The sequence below is a fragment of the Buttiauxella sp. S19-1 genome (assembly GCF_022134725.1).
GTDB lineage: Bacteria > Pseudomonadota > Gammaproteobacteria > Enterobacterales > Enterobacteriaceae > Buttiauxella > Buttiauxella ferragutiae.
Genome location: NZ_JAHWLU010000099.1, coordinates 1 through 18,372, shown reverse-complemented (window position 1 = coordinate 18,372; position 18,372 = coordinate 1). Strand labels below are relative to the sequence as shown.

General features: G+C 51.8%; 21 protein-coding genes, 1 pseudogene and 1 riboswitch. Of the genes and pseudogenes, 5 read left to right on the top strand and 17 right to left on the bottom strand.

Features of this window, described 5'->3' with window-relative positions; genetic code table 11:
* Positions 1-248, top strand: a pseudogene (locus tag MES37_RS18575) (DedA family protein); the annotation flags it as partial.
* Here the strand turns inward: MES37_RS18575 and thiQ are convergent.
* The 4 genes from thiQ to sgrR all read right to left on the bottom strand — a co-directional run bounded on the left by thiQ (position 245) and on the right by sgrR (position 5,486).
* Positions 245-949, bottom strand: a complete 705-nt coding sequence (thiQ, locus tag MES37_RS18570; RefSeq protein ID WP_237932315.1) for a thiamine ABC transporter ATP-binding protein ThiQ — start codon at positions 947-949, stop codon at positions 245-247. The pseudogene MES37_RS18575 and the gene thiQ overlap by 4 nt on opposite strands.
* A gap of 78 nt (positions 950-1,027) precedes the next feature.
* On the bottom strand, positions 1,028-2,665 hold the full coding sequence (gene thiP / locus MES37_RS18565) for a thiamine/thiamine pyrophosphate ABC transporter permease ThiP (RefSeq protein ID WP_237932313.1): 1,638 nt from the start codon (positions 2,663-2,665) through the stop codon (positions 1,028-1,030).
* Positions 2,641-3,624: a thiamine ABC transporter substrate binding subunit gene (thiB, locus tag MES37_RS18560; RefSeq protein ID WP_064543509.1), complete on the bottom strand. Its 984-nt coding sequence runs from the start codon at positions 3,622-3,624 to the stop codon at positions 2,641-2,643. The genes thiP and thiB overlap by 25 nt, the downstream gene beginning before the upstream one ends.
* Before the next feature lie 37 nt (positions 3,625-3,661).
* A riboswitch (TPP riboswitch) is annotated at positions 3,662-3,761 on the bottom strand.
* Positions 3,762-3,806: 45 nt separating this feature from the next.
* The gene (gene sgrR / locus MES37_RS18555; RefSeq protein ID WP_237932311.1) at positions 3,807-5,486 is read right to left on the bottom strand and encodes an HTH-type transcriptional regulator SgrR; all 1,680 of its coding nucleotides are present in this window, start codon (positions 5,484-5,486) and stop codon (positions 3,807-3,809) included.
* Between the two features lie 88 nt (positions 5,487-5,574).
* On the opposite strand from sgrR, the gene sgrT reads away from it, so the two are divergent.
* Together sgrT and MES37_RS18545 are read left to right on the top strand one after the other, a co-directional pair.
* Positions 5,575-5,751, top strand: coding sequence for a glucose uptake inhibitor SgrT (gene sgrT / locus MES37_RS18550; protein WP_074388521.1), 177 nt, complete (start codon positions 5,575-5,577; stop codon positions 5,749-5,751).
* A 161-nt stretch (positions 5,752-5,912) separates the two neighbouring features.
* Positions 5,913-7,091 (top strand): sugar efflux transporter, encoded by a 1,179-nt coding sequence (locus MES37_RS18545; protein WP_064543515.1) that lies wholly within the window; start codon positions 5,913-5,915, stop codon positions 7,089-7,091.
* A gap of 203 nt (positions 7,092-7,294) precedes the next feature.
* Here MES37_RS18545 and hemW read toward each other — a convergent pair whose 3' ends face one another.
* Genes hemW through MES37_RS18520 form a run of 5 tightly spaced genes read right to left on the bottom strand, consistent with a single transcriptional unit; the run spans position 7,295 to position 10,616 of the window.
* Positions 7,295-8,431, bottom strand: coding sequence for a radical SAM family heme chaperone HemW (gene hemW / locus MES37_RS18540; protein WP_121814905.1), 1,137 nt, complete (start codon positions 8,429-8,431; stop codon positions 7,295-7,297).
* Entirely contained in the window at positions 8,424-9,017 is a 594-nt protein-coding gene (locus MES37_RS18535) for an XTP/dITP diphosphatase (protein WP_232886367.1), read from the bottom strand. Before MES37_RS18535 ends, hemW begins: the two co-directional genes overlap by 8 nt.
* 28 nt (positions 9,018-9,045) lie before the next feature.
* Positions 9,046-9,336, bottom strand: coding sequence for a DUF167 family protein YggU (gene yggU, locus MES37_RS18530; RefSeq protein WP_064543523.1), 291 nt, complete (start codon positions 9,334-9,336; stop codon positions 9,046-9,048).
* A complete protein-coding gene (locus tag MES37_RS18525) occupies positions 9,333-9,887 on the bottom strand; it encodes a YggT family protein (RefSeq protein WP_064543525.1) in 555 nt (184 codons plus the stop codon). Before MES37_RS18525 ends, yggU begins: the two co-directional genes overlap by 4 nt.
* A 24-nt stretch (positions 9,888-9,911) precedes the next feature.
* A complete protein-coding gene (locus tag MES37_RS18520) occupies positions 9,912-10,616 on the bottom strand; it encodes a YggS family pyridoxal phosphate-dependent enzyme (RefSeq protein WP_121815739.1) in 705 nt (234 codons plus the stop codon).
* 15 nt (positions 10,617-10,631) lie between these two features.
* Here MES37_RS18520 and MES37_RS18515 point away from each other — a divergent pair, with 15 nt between their 5' ends.
* Together MES37_RS18515 and MES37_RS18510 are read left to right on the top strand one after the other, a co-directional pair.
* A complete protein-coding gene (locus MES37_RS18515; protein ID WP_237932309.1) occupies positions 10,632-11,666 on the top strand; it encodes a type IV pilus twitching motility protein PilT in 1,035 nt (344 codons plus the stop codon).
* 84 nt (positions 11,667-11,750) lie between these two features.
* Complete coding sequence (locus MES37_RS18510; RefSeq protein WP_121814908.1) at positions 11,751-12,215, top strand: type II toxin-antitoxin system HicB family antitoxin; 465 nt, start codon at positions 11,751-11,753, stop codon at positions 12,213-12,215.
* On the opposite strand, the gene ruvX is transcribed toward MES37_RS18510, so the two are convergent.
* From ruvX to MES37_RS18470, 8 genes are all read right to left on the bottom strand, one after another.
* Positions 12,212-12,631: a Holliday junction resolvase RuvX gene (ruvX, locus tag MES37_RS18505; RefSeq protein ID WP_064543531.1), complete on the bottom strand. Its 420-nt coding sequence runs from the start codon at positions 12,629-12,631 to the stop codon at positions 12,212-12,214. The two genes, MES37_RS18510 and ruvX, sit on opposite strands and share 4 nt — an antisense overlap.
* The gene (locus tag MES37_RS18500) at positions 12,631-13,194 is read right to left on the bottom strand and encodes a YqgE/AlgH family protein (RefSeq protein WP_064543533.1); all 564 of its coding nucleotides are present in this window, start codon (positions 13,192-13,194) and stop codon (positions 12,631-12,633) included. The genes ruvX and MES37_RS18500 overlap by 1 nt, the downstream gene beginning before the upstream one ends.
* A 117-nt stretch (positions 13,195-13,311) precedes the next feature.
* Positions 13,312-14,259 carry a glutathione synthase gene (gene gshB / locus MES37_RS18495; protein ID WP_237932307.1) on the bottom strand — a complete coding sequence of 316 codons (948 nt, stop codon included), beginning with the start codon at positions 14,257-14,259 and terminating at the stop codon, positions 13,312-13,314.
* A 14-nt stretch (positions 14,260-14,273) separates the two neighbouring features.
* Positions 14,274-15,005, bottom strand: coding sequence for a 16S rRNA (uracil(1498)-N(3))-methyltransferase (gene rsmE / locus MES37_RS18490; protein WP_121814910.1), 732 nt, complete (start codon positions 15,003-15,005; stop codon positions 14,274-14,276).
* A gap of 75 nt (positions 15,006-15,080) precedes the next feature.
* A complete protein-coding gene (endA, locus tag MES37_RS18485; RefSeq protein WP_237932305.1) occupies positions 15,081-15,788 on the bottom strand; it encodes a deoxyribonuclease I in 708 nt (235 codons plus the stop codon).
* Positions 15,789-15,880: 92 nt separating this feature from the next.
* Positions 15,881-16,396 carry a SprT family zinc-dependent metalloprotease gene (locus MES37_RS18480; RefSeq protein WP_121814911.1) on the bottom strand — a complete coding sequence of 172 codons (516 nt, stop codon included), beginning with the start codon at positions 16,394-16,396 and terminating at the stop codon, positions 15,881-15,883.
* 71 nt (positions 16,397-16,467) lie between these two features.
* Positions 16,468-17,862 (bottom strand): sugar porter family MFS transporter, encoded by a 1,395-nt coding sequence (locus MES37_RS18475; protein ID WP_237932303.1) that lies wholly within the window; start codon positions 17,860-17,862, stop codon positions 16,468-16,470.
* 254 nt (positions 17,863-18,116) lie between these two features.
* Positions 18,117-18,372, bottom strand: a 256-nt coding sequence (locus MES37_RS18470; RefSeq protein ID WP_237932302.1) for a hypothetical protein, incomplete at its 5' end; no start/stop codon positions are given.

The window sequence follows — 18,372 nt, the reverse complement described above, 5'->3', positions numbered from 1 at the left end:
GCTTTAAATGGCTGTTGTTGCTGGTGGCGTTGGTTATCTGGCTGGCGGCATGGTTGTGCTGGCGCTGGTGGCGAAGCGGTAAAGCGGGTCAGGATAGCTTGACCAAATATTTACCACGAGCGCGTTTGCACTGGCTGGCACCAGCCATAACGGCTCTGGCGATTGGTAGTTTTGTCGCGATTCAGATGCACCCGATGATGCCGATTTACCGTAGCATTTTATGGAAAGTGCTTACCGGGCAACATTAATTCCTAACATTTATCCCCAACAACGCAGACGCGCTGGCTTCTCCGCTCAATAAGGTCGCTGTGTCGCCATCCCAGGCGATACGGCCATCGACCACCACCAGGCTTCTTTCGGCTATCCGCGCCGCATCTTCAATACTGTGTGACACCATGATTAGCGTCAGTTGTTGCTGTCGGCATAAGTCATCAAGCAACTGGAGCATTTCCTGGCGCAGCGCCGGGTCGAGTGCCGAAAACGGTTCATCCAGCAGTAAAATAGGTTGTTCGCGCACCAGACAACGGGCGAGGGCGACACGTTGCCGCTGGCCGCCAGAAAGTTGCGACGGCAGGCGGTCGAGCAGTTCGCCGATCGCCATTTGCCCGGCAATCGTTTTCAGCCGTTCCTGTTGTGTGGCATTGAGCTTCAGACCAGGATTCAACCCCAGGCCAATGTTTTGCCGCACCGTCAGATGCGTGAAAAGGTTGTTCTCCTGGAAGAGCATTGAAACCGGACGTTGCGCGGGAGCCGTGCGGGTATGGTCTTCGCCATGCAGCACAATCTGCCCGCTGGCGGGCGTCAGAAACCCGGCAATCAAACTGAGCAGCGTACTTTTCCCCGCGCCGCTAGGCCCCAGTACTGCAACGCGTTCTCCAGCGTGAATCTTCATCGAAAAACGCATCGGCAAATGGTGATAGAGCCAGGTTACATCAGTTAGCGTTAGCATTCCCTTCATCCTTCAAGTTGCAGGTGTGTTGGCTGCTTTCATTCATCCAGGTAACATAGTTTTCTATGTTCCCAGTCTTCATTCACTTGCCGCCTTCCTGCAACCCGAATCATTTTGGGAATAGCGTCCCGGAAGTTTTTCAATCAATGTGAATAAAGCAAAGCACAGTATCAGCAGGACAAGCGCGGTAACGGCACCATCCTGGCTGCGATATGAACCAATTTGTTGATAGAGATAAAACGGCAGCGTGCGGAAATCTTCATTGCCGAACAACGCCACCACGCCGAAATCACCAATCGACAGCACGCAGGCAAACGCCAGTGCTTGTGCCAGTGGGCGCTTGAGTGCACGCAACTCAATGTAACGCAGACGGTTTACGCCAGTAATGTTCAGCGACTGGCACAGCTTGTTGTAGCGTTCTGCGACATCCAGCATCGGGTTTTCCAGCACTTTTAGCGCGTAGGGAATTGCCATCAACGCATTGGTGAAAATCACAATGCCATCGGCGGATTGCGGCAAGCCCACGGTGTTATTGAGCAGCAGGAAAAAGCCGGTTGCCAGCACGATACCCGGCATCGCCAGAATCAACATACCGCTGAGCTCCAGCGCCTGGCCTGAAAAAGCGCGGTTGCGCAGGCGCAATTCCCGCGAGCTCCACAGCAACATCACCGTGATGACCACGCTTATTAACCCAGCGCCAACCGCAATTCTTAATGAGGTAAACAATGCCTGCCACAGTACCGGTTGCGACAACACGCTGTTAAAGCCACTATTGATGCCATCAATGATTACTGCCAGCAGCGGCGGTAATAACAGCAAGAGAGCAAGGGTGATGAGTAGCCCGTCGCACAGTTTGCGGCGCAGGTTATCTTGCGGATCACGCCAGCTTTGCATTTGGCTGACGCCGGCTGAAATGGCTCTGCTCAGCCGCTGGCTCATCAGCACCAGACCCAAACAGCAAACCATCTGCACCATGGCGAGCAGAGCCGCCCGTGCGGGGTCGTAGTCGTAACTCAGCGCCTGGAAGATAGCCAGCTCGATAGTGGTCGCCTGCGGGCCGCCACCCAGCGACAGCACGGTGGCAAAGCTTGCGAAACAGAGCATAAAAATCAGTGCCGCAGCGGGCAGAATTTGGCGGCGCAACCACGGCCACTCGACAAAACGGAAGAAATTCCAGCCTTGCATGCCCAGTTGCGCAGCAACCTGGCGTTGTTCGTTGGGGATATTTTCCAGTGCCTGTAGCAGCAGGCGTGTTGCCATCGGTAAGTTGAAAAAGACGTGGGCCAGTAGAATGCCCTTCAGGCCGTAAGGCGAGAAACTCCATTCGATGCCAAGCCTTGCGCACAACACGGCCAGCCAGCCTTCGCGCCCATACACTGTCAGAATCCCGAATACCGCTACCAACACGGGCAGAACCAGCGTCATTGCGCACAGGCGTAACAGCGCAACGCGCCCGGGGAAGCGGCGGCGATACAGGGCGCGAGCGAGGAAAATAGCCGGGAACACGGAAAGGCTTGCTGAGAGAAACGCCTGCCAGAAAGAGAAACGCAGCACGTGCCACAAATAGCTATCCTGCACCAGCGCACGGATATCGGTTTGTGGCGCGTTAAACCACAACGCCATAAAAGCCGCCAGGGCTACGGCTACCACCAGTGTGGCGGCACATAGCCCAGGAATCAGCCAGCCGGGAATTAGCGGCTGACGGCGCGTTGCCATTCGCTAATCCAGTTGGCGCGTTGTTTAGACACTTCTGCGGCGCTGTATTCCAGCGTGTTGTTCGGTTTGACCAGCCCGTTAAATCCTTCAGGCAATTTCACATCGGTCACCGGATACATCCAGTTGCCGGTGGCCACAGTGTTCTGGAAGCCCGGTGAAGTGATAAATTTCATGAATTTTTCAGCCAGTTCAGGCTGCTTGCTGGATGCCAGGCGTCCGGCCACTTCCACCTGTAAATAATGCCCTTCGCTAAAATTAGCCGCAGCATAGTTATCTTTTTTCTCTTCAATAATGTGATAAGCCGGAGAGGTGGTGTAGCTCATCACTAAATCGCCTTCACCTTTCAGGAACAGGCCATAAGCCTCGGACCAACCTTTGGTGACGGTGACCGTTTTCTTCGCAAGCTTTGCCCAGGCTTCAGGCGTTTTATCGCCATACACTTTCTGCATCCACAGCAGCAGGCCCAGGCCTGGTGTGCTGGTGCGCGGGTCCTGATAAATCACTTTCCATTGTTGGTCACTTTCGACCAGTTCTTTCAGGCTTTTCGGTGGGTTTTTCAGTTTGTTTTTATCGTAGACGAAAGCGAAATAGCCGTAATCGAAGGGAACGAAAGTGTCGTTTGTCCAGCCGCCAGGGATCTTCAACGCGCTAATGTCTGTTTTGCTCGGCGCAAATAATTTAGTCTGCGCGGCAGCTTCCAGAAGGTTGTTATCCAGTCCCAGAACCACGTCAGCTTTGCTGTTTTTACCTTCCATCCGCAGGCGGTTGAGCAGCGAAACGCCATCTTCCAGCGCCACGAATTTCAGCTGGCAATTACAGTCAGCCTCAAAGGCTTTTTTCACCGCAGGCCCTGGCCCCCAGTCGGCAGCAAAGGAGTCGTAGGTATAAACAGTCAGCAGGGGTTTGGCAAAAACGGGGGCGGCGATCAGTGCCAGCAACGGCAGGAATTTTTTGAACACTTTGCACCTCTTAGAATTAGGGGTGGCAAAGGACATTTGAGAATAGAGCCTCAAATCCCTTCGCCGGCGTTATCCGGATCAGGTTCGACGGGTATTATCTCAGCCAGACTTTCGCCTTAGCACCCCGTTGAGAACGCGTGCATTGTAATAACTTTGTGAATGATTCGAAAGCATTATACCCGTCATATTTCAAGCCGCAGGGGGGTTGGCTCCGGTGGGGCAAACCACGCCGATTTAAAGTCAAACCATCCCAGTGTGTTCATACGCACACCACGCATACTGCGTTGCCCTTCGATGCGTAGCCAGTGGTGGATTAACGGTAAAATATCATTGTTTTCAACCAGGTTCTGGCACCACTCAGGCAGAGGAAGCTCGCCGTTATGCCAGTTGCGGGTATCCGTTTCCCAGTCGATAGCAATGCACTTTTGAATCAGCGGCACTTCATAAAGATGCGAGTAAAGCGAAAACTCTAACGGCAGGGTGAAATTCGCGCTATTGAGCCAGATATCGCTGACGGCATCGCCCTGATGCCACTCTTCATAACTGACTTCTTGCACCACCAGTTTTACGCCAACACGTGCCAGCAATTCTTCCATCACTTTGCTGATTACCCGATGTTCGACGTGATCGCGATAAAACGTCAGCGTCACGGATTCCAGCCCGGCCGGTTTTTCGACGGCTGGTTGTGGATGCGTGTGGTGCCAGCGTGGCAGCAGTCCGTAAGCCGGGAACCAGTACTGCTGGTTTTGCTCGCCCGCGCTATACAGCAGATGAATCGGTGCCAGCACATGACTGAGCCAGCGGCGCACTTCTTTATTGCTGCCGGCGCTTGAGCGGTTATCAAATAAAATGTAGTAGCAGCCTTCTTCAAGGCGGCTTTCGACGGCTTTCTCGCTGTCGGGCATTCCCGATAATTGCACCGCACAGCTGACCTCTTCGCCAATGTCCGGCAGCACCCAGAAATTCACTTCGTCAATTAATGCGCGATAACCAAAGTAATCATCGTAGGCCTGGATTTTCAGTTGGTTGGTGTTATTACGCACCACCGAATAGGGACCGGTGCCGACTGGCTGGCGGGAGAAATGGCTTAAAGTTTGCCATTCGCGCGGCAGGATCATCGCGTTAACGCTACCCAGCAACCACGGCAGCCAGTTATCGGGTTGTGAGAGCTTAATATCCAGCGTCCAGGCCGTCGGAGAAGTAATTTCCGTGATATGCGAATACAGCGGCAAAGAGCTGATGCGTTGCAGAGACGTCGTCACATCCAGCATATCCAGCTCACGACCATGGTGAAAATGAATGCCGGGGCGCAGATAAAAACGCCAGTGTAATGGGGATATTTGTTGCCAGTGGTGCGCAATATCCGCTTCCAGTTCCCCATTTTCCTCATTTATACGGATCAGTCCGCTGAAAATTTGCCGGGCAATATGCGTTTCTGAACGGCGCAAAGCGGAGCCGGGCAACAGATTGAGCAGCGGGCGATAGTAGAGAACGCGCAGAATATGCCGCCCTTGCCGGAAGCTGCGCCCAAGGTGAGAAATCAGCATTTGGCGCACGGCGGCTTTATCGCCGACTATCTGCACCAGTTGGTCAATCCTGTCCTGCTCAAGAAGGTCTTCGGCGCGCTGTTGCTGGAGTGCAAGGCCGGTATACAAGAACTCAAGCTGTGAACGCTTGCCGCGTCCGACTTCCGCTTTCCAGCTCAGCCAGCCCTTTTCCTGCATCGCGCTAAGCAATGTACGCATATGGCGGCGGGAGCAATTCAGCAAATCGGCCAAATCATTCAACGTCGTTTCTTGCGGCTTACCTTCAAAGTTTTGCCACAAACGGATGAACTGTTGTTGCAGACGACCAGACGACATAAAAGAGGAACTCCCGGCAGAAACTCATCAATTTAACTTTCCTCATATTACGCCAATAATCATCAACGTTGAAAGCGAGGAGGTAGATATGAAACGGTCGCCAGTGGTTAAGTTTTATCAACAGTATTTTGCCGCAACCCAAAGTGTTTCTGTTGGATGGCTGGCTCGCCTGAAAGCAGAGCAACGTCTGGAGATGCTTGAGAACTTAATGCAGTGGGAGTCCGCGTTCGTAGAGCACCAAATCGCTGACAGCAAGTGTGACTGAGAATTGGTGGTTTTCACCTGGCCAGCAGATTAATACTGCTGGCTTTTTTATACCCGTCATTCTTCGAGCCGCAGTGCCGCCTTCTCGCAACTCGAATTATTTAGGGTATAGTCGAGGCCTTGCACACTTATCACCCGCTTAAGTAAAAAGGATCTTTCTGCATGATTTGGTTTCTGACCAAAGGACGACGCCTTAACCCGGTGTACGCCGCATTTATGATTGTGGCTTTCATGATGGGGATTGCGGGGGCACTCCAGGCGCCCACTCTTAGCCTGTTTTTAAGTCGCGAAGTGGAAGTGCGCCCATTCTGGGTTGGCCTGTTTTATACCGTCAATGCGATAGCCGGGATCCTCGTCAGTCTGGCGTTGGCGAAGCGTTCAGATAACCGGGGCGATCGTCGCAAACTGATTATGGTTTGTTGCGTGATGGCTGTAGCAAACTGTGTGCTTTTTGCTTTTAACCGTCATTACCTGACGTTAATCACCGTTGGCGTGATGTTCGCCTCTATTGCCAACACCGCGATGCCGCAAATATTTGCCCTTGCCCGTGAATATGCCGATAACTCAGCGCGTGAAGTGGTGATGTTCAGCTCGATAATGCGTGCGCAGCTCTCGCTTGCCTGGGTTATTGGCCCGCCGCTATCGTTTATGCTGGCATTAAACTACGGCTTCACCACTATGTTTCTTATCGCCGCGGGGATATTTGTTATCTCGCTGGCGTTGATTTTCTTCGCATTACCCTCGGTCGCAAGGATTGAGCAGCCCGCAGATGTGGCGCTTACCCAGGTCAGCGGCTGGAAAGATAAAAACGTCCGTCTGTTGTTTATTGCTTCGATGCTGATGTGGACCTGCAACACCATGTATATCATCGACATGCCGTTGTGGATCAGCAGTGATTTAGGCCTGCCCGAATCGCTGGCTGGGCTGTTGATGGGGACGGCTGCGGGGCTTGAGATCCCGGCGATGATCCTTGCGGGCTATTATGTAAAGCGTTTTGGTAAACGGCGCATGATGGTGATTGCCGTAGCCGCCGGCGTGTTGTTCTACGTCGGACTGATTATGTTCCACAGCCGTACGGCGCTGCTGTTGCTTCAGCTATTTAACGCGGTATTTATCGGCATTGTTGCCGGGATTGGCATGTTGTGGTTCCAGGATTTGATGCCGGGCAGGCCGGGGTCGGCGACCACGTTGTTCACCAATAGTATTTCGACGGGCGTGATTCTGGCGGGGGTTTTACAAGGCGCGCTGACCGAGAGTTTTGGGCATTATTCAGTGTATTGGTTGATTGCCGGGTTAGCGGTGTTTGCGTTGGTTTTGACCAGCCGGGTGAAGAATATTTAAGTTTTGGTGTTGGAGTAATGTCGGATGACGCTTGCGCTTATCCGACCTACAACTGCATTACTGGCGGATAAGCGCAGCGTCATCCGCCAGTAATGCAAATCGGTTTTCGTAGGGGGGATAAGCGCAAGCGTCATCCGCCAGTAATGCAAATCGGTTTTCGTAGGGCGGATAAGCGCAAGCGTCATCCGCCAGACAATGCCTGATTATTCAGCCAAAAACAGCTCCAACAGCGAATTCAAAAACAGCTTCCCGTGCTCGGTAATCTGCCAATAATCCTCAGTCTCAACCAGGTAATCTTTAGCTATCGCTTCATCTAACTGCGCGCGAATCACCGACTCATCAAGCCCGGTATATAAGCTAAATTCGTTGCGTGGCGCCGCTTCGAGCAAACGAAAACGATTCATAAAGAACTCGAACGGTTTATCGGCTTGTTCCACATCGTGCTGCTTGTCGAGGTATTTACCTTCCATATAACCGCGTGGATGGCGTGTTTTCGCGGTACGAACAATGCGCCCGTCCTCGAACGTTACCTTGCCGTGTGCGCCACAGCCAATCCCCAGGTAATCGCCAAAGCGCCAGTAGTTCAGGTTGTGCTGGCACTGGTAACCCGGTTTAGCATAGGCCGAGGTTTCATATTGCTGATAACCTGCCGCAGTCAGCAGCTTATCGCCTTGCTCGAAAATATCCCACAATGCGTCGTCGTCCGGCAGTTTTGGCGGACGCGAACTAAACAAAGTGTTCGGCTCAATCGTTAACTGATACCAGGAAAGATGCGGCGGGTTGAGTGCAATTGCCTGGCGCAAATCGTCCAGCGCTTCTTCTAGCGATTGATCCGGCAGGCCGTGCATCAAATCGAGGTTAAAGCTGCGCAAACCGAGTCCGCTTGCCAGATTCGCCGCGCGTTTCGCTTCACCAGAATCATGAATACGCCCCAGACGTTTGAGCTTAGGCTCGCTGAAACTCTGCACACCAATAGAAATACGGTTCACGCCAGCTCGTTGATAACTCACGAAACGGTCAGCTTCTACCGTTCCGGGGTTAGCTTCCATTGTGATTTCCGCATCGGCTGCCAGCGGCAGGCGCGCACGCACACCGTCCAGCAGGTTTTGCATCGCCTCTCCTGAAAGCAGGCTAGGCGTACCACCACCAATAAAGATGGTCTTTATTTCACGTCCTTGTGCCATTGGCGCGTCGATATCCAGATCGCGCAACAGGTGGGCGACATACTCATCGTGCGGCACGTCGCCCTTAAGTGCATGGGAATTGAAGTCACAGTAGGGGCACTTCTGCACGCACCACGGGATGTGAATATAGAGACTCAGTGGTGGCAAATTAGCCATTTTTCATTGCTTCCAGTAACAGTTTTAGCGCTTGCCCGCGGTGGGAAATGGCGCGTTTTTCGTCACGAGTCAATTCAGCGGCAGTTTTGCCTTCACTCGGGACAAAGAAAATAGGATCGTAGCCGAAGCCACCGGCACCCGCAGCTTCACGGGTAATCTGGCCTTCCCAACTGCCGTGGCAAACCAGCGGAGTGGGGTCTTCTGCATGATGCATATAAACCAGCACACAATGGAAACGCGCTTTGCGTTGCTCGTCTGGTACATCTTTCAGTGTAGCCAGAAGCTTTTCGAGGTTCTGCTGATCGGAGGCTTCTAAGCCTGCGTAGCGGGCAGAATAAATCCCCGGCGCACCACCCAACACATCAACCGCCAGACCTGAATCGTCAGCAATGGCTGGCAAACCCGTTATCTGCGCCGCATGGCGTGCTTTCAGAATGGCGTTCTCGATAAATGTCAGGCCGGTTTCTTCGGCAGACTCCACACCCAGTTCGGTTTGCGCCACGACATCCAGACCAAAATTGCTCAGTAAATCGGCGAGTTCACGCACTTTACCGGCGTTACCGGTCGCGAGGACAACTTTTTGCATAGTGAGAAAATCCTGTGAAATTAGGTAATTATTCGAGCAATGCCGCGACTTCCGTCGGGATGTGTTGCGGGTCGATAATTTTAATTTGTTTATGGCGGCCCAGATCGCCTTTCTCAAGCAGCACCTGACTTTTGGCGACTTTGAACTGTTTAGCCAGATATTTTACCAGATGGGCGTTAGCTTTGCCGTCAATCGGTGGGGCAGTGATGGCGACTTTTAGTTCGTCGCCATGCAGCCCGACAATACTATCGCGGCTGGCTTTCGGCTGAATGTACAGCCGTAAAACCAGCCCGTCTGCGGTTTGACTCACTGCACTCACAGCAAGAACCAAAGCCCCGGGAACAGATCCATACCAAGGTAGTTCAGCGCATACAGAATCAAAATCACCACCATCGCGGAGAAATCAATCCCGCCCATTGCCGGGATAATGCGGCGAATCGGTGCCATCATCGGTTCAGTTAATTGCATCAGCACATATTCTACTGGGCTGCGACCCTGGCTAATCCAGCTCATCAGCGAACGAATAATAATCACCCAGAATACCAGCGTACCGGCGGACTTGAGCAACGATAACAAGCCAACCAGCAGGTTCATTGGGTCAAGTGATAGCGCACCGACCTGAATAAGCAGCAGGATCGGGTACTTCAGCGTGGTGAGAATAAACGCCACCAACAGGGAAGAAGTATCGATCGGCCCAATTGAAGGGATTATCCGACGCAGTGGCCCGACAATCGGCTGGGTAATCTTGACGATAAACTGTGCAAAAGGGTTGTAAAAATCACAACGCGACCACTGCATCCAGATGCGAATCAATAGCACCATCACATACAGTTCAATCAGTGTTTTGACCAGGAAAGTCAACGTCAGCATGGCGTTCCTCAATAATTATGGTGATTAACGAGCGGAGTAATCCCGCGCGCCGAAAATAGCGGTTCCAATGCGCACCATGGTGCTGCCTGCGGCAATCGCGGCGTCCATGTCATCGGTCATGCCCAGGGACAACGTATCAACCGTTGCATAGCGGTTTTTGAGCGATTCGAAAGCCGCTGCCATCTTCTGGCAAACCGCTAACTGATGCTCGTAATCAGGCTCAGGGGCAGGGATCGCCATTAAACCTCGTAATACCAAACCCGGTAATTCAGCGACACCAGCCGCAAGCGTTTCAAGCTCGCTCAGCGCAATACCAGACTTGCTTTGTTCATCACTGATGTTGATTTGAATCAGCACGTTAAGCGGTGGAAGCTCAACCGGGCGTTGTTCGCTTAAACGAGTAGCAATGCGTAACCTGTCGACGGTGTGGCACCAGTCAAAATGTTCAGCCACCAGACGGCTTTTGTTCGACTGCAAAGGGCCAATAAAGTGCCATTCCAGCGTGGCTTCACTGTTATCGGCAAAGTAACGAATTTTATCCACGCCTTCCTGCACGTAGTTTTCACCGAATGCGCGTTGGCCGGCAGCAATCGCTTCTGCGAGAGCGCTTGCAGGCTTGGTTTTGCTTACTGCAAGCAAAGTAACTTCTTCTGGAGCACGGCCGCAGCGTTCAGTTGCCGCTAAGATTTTGTGCTGAACCTGTGCCAGATTGTGCGTTATCTCGTTCATAGGTTGGAAAGTGATATGGATATCGAAGAAATTGTGGCCCTTAGTGTAAAGCATAATGTCTCTGATCTACACCTGTGCGCGCAGCTTCCTGCTCGTTGGCGGCGGCAAGGACGGCTTGAACTACTGCCTGGCGGCGCGCCTGAACCACAAGCATTGCTTGATGACTGGCTGTCAAAAGCACAAAAGGAACAACTGGAAGAAAGCGGGCAAGTGGATTTCGCCGTGACGCTAAAGTCAGGGGTACGGTTGCGGGCGAACGCTTTTCACCAGCTGCAAGGCAACTCACTTGCCTTGCGGTTATTGGCGTCGGACTGTCCCAAACTCGAGGCGCTAAATGTTCCACCGTTGATCCCCGAATTGTTGCAATCCCCAGACGGACTAATTCTGGTGACTGGAGCGACAGGCAGTGGTAAATCCACCACGCTTGCGGCGATGGTTGAGCATCTCAACCATCAGCTAGATGGGCATATCCTGACACTGGAAGATCCTATTGAGTTCGTCCATCAATCAAAGCGCTGCCTGATTCAACAACGAGAACCTGGCACACATTGCCGCTCGTTTGCTGCAGCGTTACGTGCGGCATTGCGTGAAGATCCCGATGTGATTTTGTTGGGGGAATTACGCGATAGCGAAACCATACGCCTGGCGCTCACCGCTGCGGAAACAGGCCATCTGGTACTGGCAACATTGCATACTCGCGGAGCCGCACAAGCTGTAGAACGGCTGGTGGATGTCTTTCCTGCGGAAGAAAAAAACATGGTGCGCAGCCAATTGGCCGGCAGTTTAAAAGCGGTGCTGGCGCAGAAATTACAGCTTGATGCCCAGGGTGGAAGGGTGGCTTTGTTCGAGTTGTTGGTGAATACACCAGCCGTAGCGAGCCTTATCCGTGAAGGGAAAGCTCATCAGTTGCCCGGGCAGATTCAAACCGGGCAGCAATATGGCATGCAGAGTTTTTCGCACAGCCAAGCGCGGTTACGTGCGGAAGGTCGTATTGGTATTGCTCCCTCTCCTGGGGGAGAGGGCTGGGGTGAGGGATATTCCGATGATTAGAATTATTGCTTCTGTGTGTTTGCGTGTGTATGATTTTCATCTCAGGGAAGGTCAATGGATTCTTCCAATTCAGGAGTAAAGCCTATGTTTTTTTCTGTTGGCGTGGAGATGCCTGCAAACGATAACGAAGCGTATGGCATGATTGTTCCTGCGTTATGCAATGATGATTTCGGCTGTATTTCAGCGGCAGATAATCAAGATGAAATTGCACTGATGGTACGCGAGGCGATTTTATCGATTGTTGATTTCATGGTTGAGCGAGGAATGGATATCACCCAACTTAAAGATGCCGGGCCATTTGTTTATGCGGCAAATCCAGAATATGCGTACTGTAATCAGTGGCTGCTGGTGGATGTGGATTTGTCAGCTTTGGAGGGGAAGCAGCAGCGAATCAATATTTCTCTGCCAGATGCACTTTTGGAGCGGATTGATAACCGTGTAAAACAGCCGTCATCTGGTTACAAGGATCGCAGCCATTTTCTGGCAGTCGCGGCAAGGCATGAGCTGATCGGTGCGTCTTCAGACATGCCTGATAGCAAAAAAGACTAAGGGTTATAGTCAAACCAGCTTTCAAGAATGATGACCGCAGAGGCTGAATCAATGCTGCCTTTGTTAAGCGCGCGGAAACCGCCGTGTTCAAACAAACCAGCACGGGCTTCAACGGTACTCAGGCGCTCATCTTGCAACGAAACTTTTACACCAAAACGGCCATGCAGGCGATTGGCAAACTTTCTTGCGCGGACAGTAAGCGGTTGCTCGGTACCGTCCATATTCAGAGGTAAGCCAACAATCACTTCGTCGGGTTGCCACTCTTTAAGGATTTTCTCGATGACGTTCCAGTCAGGGGTACCGTCTTGTGCTTTCAGTGCTGTTAAAGGCCGTGCCGTTCGGGTAATACGCTGACCGATGGCGACACCAATACTTTTGGTGCCGAAATCAAAGGATAACAGTGTTCCGCTGCTCATTAAGCGTGCCCCGCTTCACTAGGCATATTATGAATATCAATGCCGATTAATTTTGCTGCTTCACGCCAGCGTTCAGAAATAGGGGTGTGGAAAAGAATCGACGCGTCTGCTGGTGCTGTGAGCCAGGCGTTGTCTAAAATCTCTTGTTCCAGTTGCCCTTTTTCCCACGACGAGTAGCCGAGCGCGACAATAATATCGGCTGGCTGCTTTGCGGTGCCAATGGTTTCGAGTACATCACGGGATGTGGTGATCACTGTGTCATCTGAAATTCGGATGCTTGAAGCAAAACAGTCCGGTGGGGAGTGCAGAATAAAACCACGGTCTTCTGCCAGTGGGCCGCCAATAAACACCGGTTTATCAAGGCGAATGGCTGGGTCACGCGGCTCTGGATCGATTTTGAGTTTTTCCAGAACACCGTCAACCTGAAGATTTTCGAGAGGTTTATTGATGATTATCCCCATTGCGCCATCTTCGCTGTATTCACAGATATAAACGACTGCACGCTTAAACAGAGGGTCCTGGAGCGCCGGCATGGCAATTAGAAAGTGATGCTGTAAATTCATTGTCAGAGGTTCTGGTTCCGGTTGAAAAAGCGGCATTAGATGCGCGAGGAATAGTCAGTTTATCACTTTTGAACTGCACTGGACACTCGGCCCATCCTTGGGCCGGGGTGGTGCAGGCTATTTCGCCAGACGTACTTCGATAGCGTCGAACAGCATACCCGTGATCGATACAGGGAACTCGGCTTCGATTTCGCGGATGCAGGTTGGGCTGGTGACATTAATCTCAGTGAGGCGGTCACCGATGATATCCAGACCAACAAAAATCAATCCTTTGGCTTTCAATGTTGGGCCGACACGGCGGGCAATTTCCCAATCGCTTTCAGTCAATGGACGTGGTTCGCCACGACCGCCAGCCGCCAGGTTACCACGAGTCTCACCACCTTGCGGAATACGCGCCAGGCAATATGGAACAGGTTCACCATCAACAACCAGAATACGTTTGTCGCCATCAACAATGGCTGGCAGGTAGTTTTGCGCCATGCAGTAACGATTGCCCAGCTCTGTTAGTGTTTCAGCAATAACGCCAATGTTAGGGTCGCCTTCTTTGACGCGGAAAATCGACGTGCCGCCCATGCCATCTAACGGCTTGAGGATAATGTCGCCATGCTTTTGCCAGAATGTTTTCAACTGTGCTTTGTTGCGAGTGACAAGTGTTTCTGGGGTTAAATCAGCAAACCAGGCGGTGAACAACTTTTCGTTACAGTCGCGCAGGCTCTGCGGTTTGTTAACGATCAGCGTGCCTTGTTCTTCGGCGCGCTCAAGAATATAGGTAGCGTAGATAAACTCGGTATCAAACGGCGGGTCTTTGCGCATCAACACCACGTCGAGATCGGCAAGCTGAATATCTTGCTCGCTGCCAAATTCGTACCATTTATCGTAGTTCTGCTCGACAGTGACCAGACGGGTGCGCGCATGCGCTTCACCGTTGATCAAATACAGATCGGCCATTTCCATATAGTGGAGTTCGTAACCACGGCGCTGGGCTTCCAGCAGCATGGCAAAACTGGAGTCTTTCTTGATGTTAATGTTTGCGATGGGATCCATCACGATGCCAAGCTTGATCATTGTTTTCTCCGGTTTTAGCCCAGGTCGCCAAAACGCACTTGCAGTGCGGTAATCGCGGTGAGCGCGGTAGTCTCAGTACGCAGAACGCGAGGTCCCAACAGAATATCAGTAAATTGATGGCGCGAGGTCATGGCGATTTCGTCAGCAGTTAAACCGCCTTCCGGGCCAATCAGCAGGCGCACACGTTCAACAGGTTGCGGCAAGGTATTAATACTGGCGTTAGCGCGTGGATGCAGATTGAGCTTGAGACTTGCATCGTCCTCAGCACACCACGCTTCAAGATCCATCGCCGGGCGCACTTCCGGCACCACATTGCGTCCACACTGTTCACAGGCAGCAATGGCAATTTTCTGCCACTGCGAGAGCTTTTTATTCAGCCGCTCGGCATCCAGTTTTACGCCACAGCGTTCAGAAAACAAAGGGGTAATCACATTCACACCCAGCTCAACGGCCTTCTGAATGGTGAACTCCATTTTCTCGCCACGCGACATGACCTGACCAAGATGCAGATGCAGTGGGGATTCGCGGTTATCGATGGTGGCACTAAGCACTTTCACCCGCACACTTTTCTTATCTGCCTGAACGATTTCAGCATCAAAAACTTGATTGCTGCCATCGAACAACTGCAGTGCGTGGCCTGCATTCATGCGCAGTACACGGCCGACGTGGTTAGCCGCATCTTCACAAAGTGCCACGTCCTGGCCAACGGTGAGTAATTCAGGATGGTGAATGCGGGGTATACGCATGGTTTTTAATATCCAAAAGAGGTCGTGTTTTTCTCCCTCCCCCTGAGGGAGAGGGGACTAAACCGCTAGTGTAGGTTAGCTGTTTTGCGCCTGGCAAGCTCGTAGCACATAAGGGTTATGATTACCCTGAACTTTGGATATGCGCTCATCGCGCTCACATTCCCAGGCAGTGACCGGATATTGCTTGTTCCACGCCTCAAACAGCTGGGTTTGCTGGCGAGAAAGGTTGAGCTGATATTGGTCACGCATGTAGAAATAAGTACGGGCAATAGCACCACGCGCACGCGCAGGTGGCTCGGCAATCTTATCTTTGAAGTCGACTTTCATTTCACACTGCCCGTACTGACCTTCGCCGCCATTCCACTGGCTATACATGAAGTTGTTACGGTCAGCATTCACTTCGCCTACTGCGGGTTGCAGGTTGTGCATATCGCTTTCCATCTTGCGATATTCCGGATCTTTAGCGCAGTTTTTACGTCCGCCATCTTGCCAACACTGGCGCTGATGGCCGAACTGCCAGGCCGGTACGACATGCTCCCACTCTATGCGTGTTGCGCGGTTTTGATTCTTACGGACTTTGTAACCGCAGGACTCGAGATCGGGAACGCCCTTTTTCCCTTCCCAGCTGATTTTACATCCGCAATAGAAGTCACCCGGCGCGTCGGCATTCACTTTGACGCCAGCGGCTTTAGCTTGAGAGAAATTATTAATACCGGCACTGAGTGCGGAAAAAGAGGAGAGGGCTGCAACAACTGCAACAGCCAAAGAATATTTGCGAGACATTTCCAGAATCCTTACTAAAACGTGCTCGCACCCTAACTGATGGGTTATCAGGATTCAATAAGCTAAATCAGGAAACTTTCCGATTATTATTTTTAATTACAGGAGGTTGTAGCGTCTGCTTTTAACAGGTCGCCGCACTGAACGCAGCGGTATTCTGCTTCGCCACGCACCACACGGTTATGGCGTCGGACGGTAAGCTGATGTAACTGGCAGCGGCAGCGATAGGGAAAGGTGTTCTTACGCACGGATTGCACTTCAAACTTATGCGTGCGACGAGCGGGGACGCCAAGCACCGCTTCCATCATCCATTTCCACTCTTTGCCGTGTGGTGCTACGCGGCCAAAGTGTTTCCAGACCAACAGATGTGCCAGTTCATGCGGCACAACTTCATCAATGAAAGTTTGCTGATTTTCCATCAGCAATACCGGATTTAGACGAATTTCGTAGCTATCCATCCATGCGGTACCCGCAGCAGTGCCGCGCTGCTGATAGACCAGTTTCGGTTCAGGATAGTTTCGGCCCAACTGCTGATTGGCTTGTTGGAGTTTTTCTCGCAGGCAGCGCATAACGGCCTGTTGGAGTGCGATGGGGAGTCTTGGGGATTTCATAACGGCACAGATTAGTGCCAGGCGAAGCAGGGTGCAAGCCCCTCTCCATTGTGGAAAGGGGCGAGTGTGGTTTATTCGTGAGCGCCAATCTCACGTAAGCGGCGGCCTTTCATCAAGTTACGTTCGATGTGTTCCAGGGAAACGTGTTTGGTTTCTGGAATCAGCCACAGAGTGAGCACAATAAAGAACAGATTTAACGCCGCGTAGACCCAGAAGGTATTCGCGTTACCCAGAGTGTTAAGCATGGTCAGGAATGTTGCGCCGACGATCATGTTGGCAATCCAGTTGGTGGCGGTAGAGCAGGTGATACCAAAATCGCGGCCTTTCAGCGGTTGGATTTCAGAACACAGCACCCAAATCAGTGGACCCGCACTCATTGCAAAACCGACGATAAACATCAACAGCATTGCGATGGCGAAGTATTGCGCGCCCTGGGAGTGAATACCAATGTGCAGCATGGTACCCAGTATGCCCATGCCAACAGCCATCACCATGAAGCCCAGTACCAGCGTCGGTTTACGGCCCCAGCGGTCCACCAGACCGATCGCAATAAATGTCGCCAGTACGTTGATCAGCCCAACAATTACGGTGCCCCACATTTGTTGATTGGTGTTGGTAAAGCCCGCTATTTCGAAGATTTTCGGCGCGTAATACATGATGACGTTCATACCGGTGAACTGCTGCATCACCTGAAGCAGAATGCCGAGGAACACCGCACGGCGGAAGTTGCTGTTGTCTTTAAACAGCGACCAACCGCTTTGTTTAACTTTCAGGCTTTCACGGATTTCTTCCAGTTCACGTTTGGCTTCGGCACTGGTATCACGCAGGCGCAACAGGACGCGCTCGGCATCGTGGAAACGACGTTTAGCAGCGAACCAGCGCGGGCTGTCTGGCAGGAAGAACACGCCAACCAGAAGAATCAGGGCTGGAATAGTAATGACGCCCAGCATCCAGCGCCATGAGCCGCTGTAGCTGAATGCGGTATCAGAAAGGTAAGCACCGAGAATCCCGATGGTAATCATCAGCTGGTACATCGAAATCATGCTGCCACGAATTTTTTCTGGAGCAATTTCAGACAGATAAAGCGGTGCGGTATAAGATGCAACACCGACTGCCAGCCCAAGCAACACGCGGGAAAGAATCAGGATTTCAGTATTCGGTGCAAACGCAGAACAGAGCGAACCTGCAACGAATAGCACTGCGCCAATCATCAGGCTGTATTTGCGCCCGATACGGAACGAGAGCCAGCCACTACCCACTGCACCGACTGCTGCGCCAAACATCATCGAGCTGACAACCCACTCTTGTTGATGTGCGGTTATCTGGAAATCTTTCGCGATAAACGGCAACGCACCGGCAATAACGCCGATATCAAGGCCAAACAACAAACCTGCCAGGGCCGCAAGGAAACAGACGAAAAAGGTCATGCTTTTGTTCGAGCGCCCTTGTTTTTTTATGTCAGGCATAGTGCTCTCCAGTTGAATTATTTGGGGGTGTCTCGCTATTAAGGGTAGGGCAACGCTACGTGAAATTATGTGATGCAACTCACGTTAGTGTAATCGCTTACACTAATGTCAAGAAGTGTATGTATAAATTTATTATATAAAACATAGCATTAAATGCGGATAATAAAAGAGAAAATAAGTAATCCGGACTAGTCTGAGCATTTATGTAAACAGTGCGTCAACATTAATCTGTCATGAGGATTAATCTTAATTAACTATCTTTTAACGCATATGTAATCGCTTTCACTGGGCGTTTGTTGGAGATGGCTGGGGGGAAGATGGGGGTTGTGGAAATAAAAAAGACCAGCAGAGCGCTGGCCTTTTAGATTGCTGACAAAGGTCACTAAACAGGTGTTGTAGGGGGGATAAGCGATAGCGCCATCCACCATTTTCGCCTGTTGTTGCAGATAAAAGTGTCGGATGACGCTGCGCTTATCCGACCTACGAAGAGGTTCGTCATCGGTCTTAAAG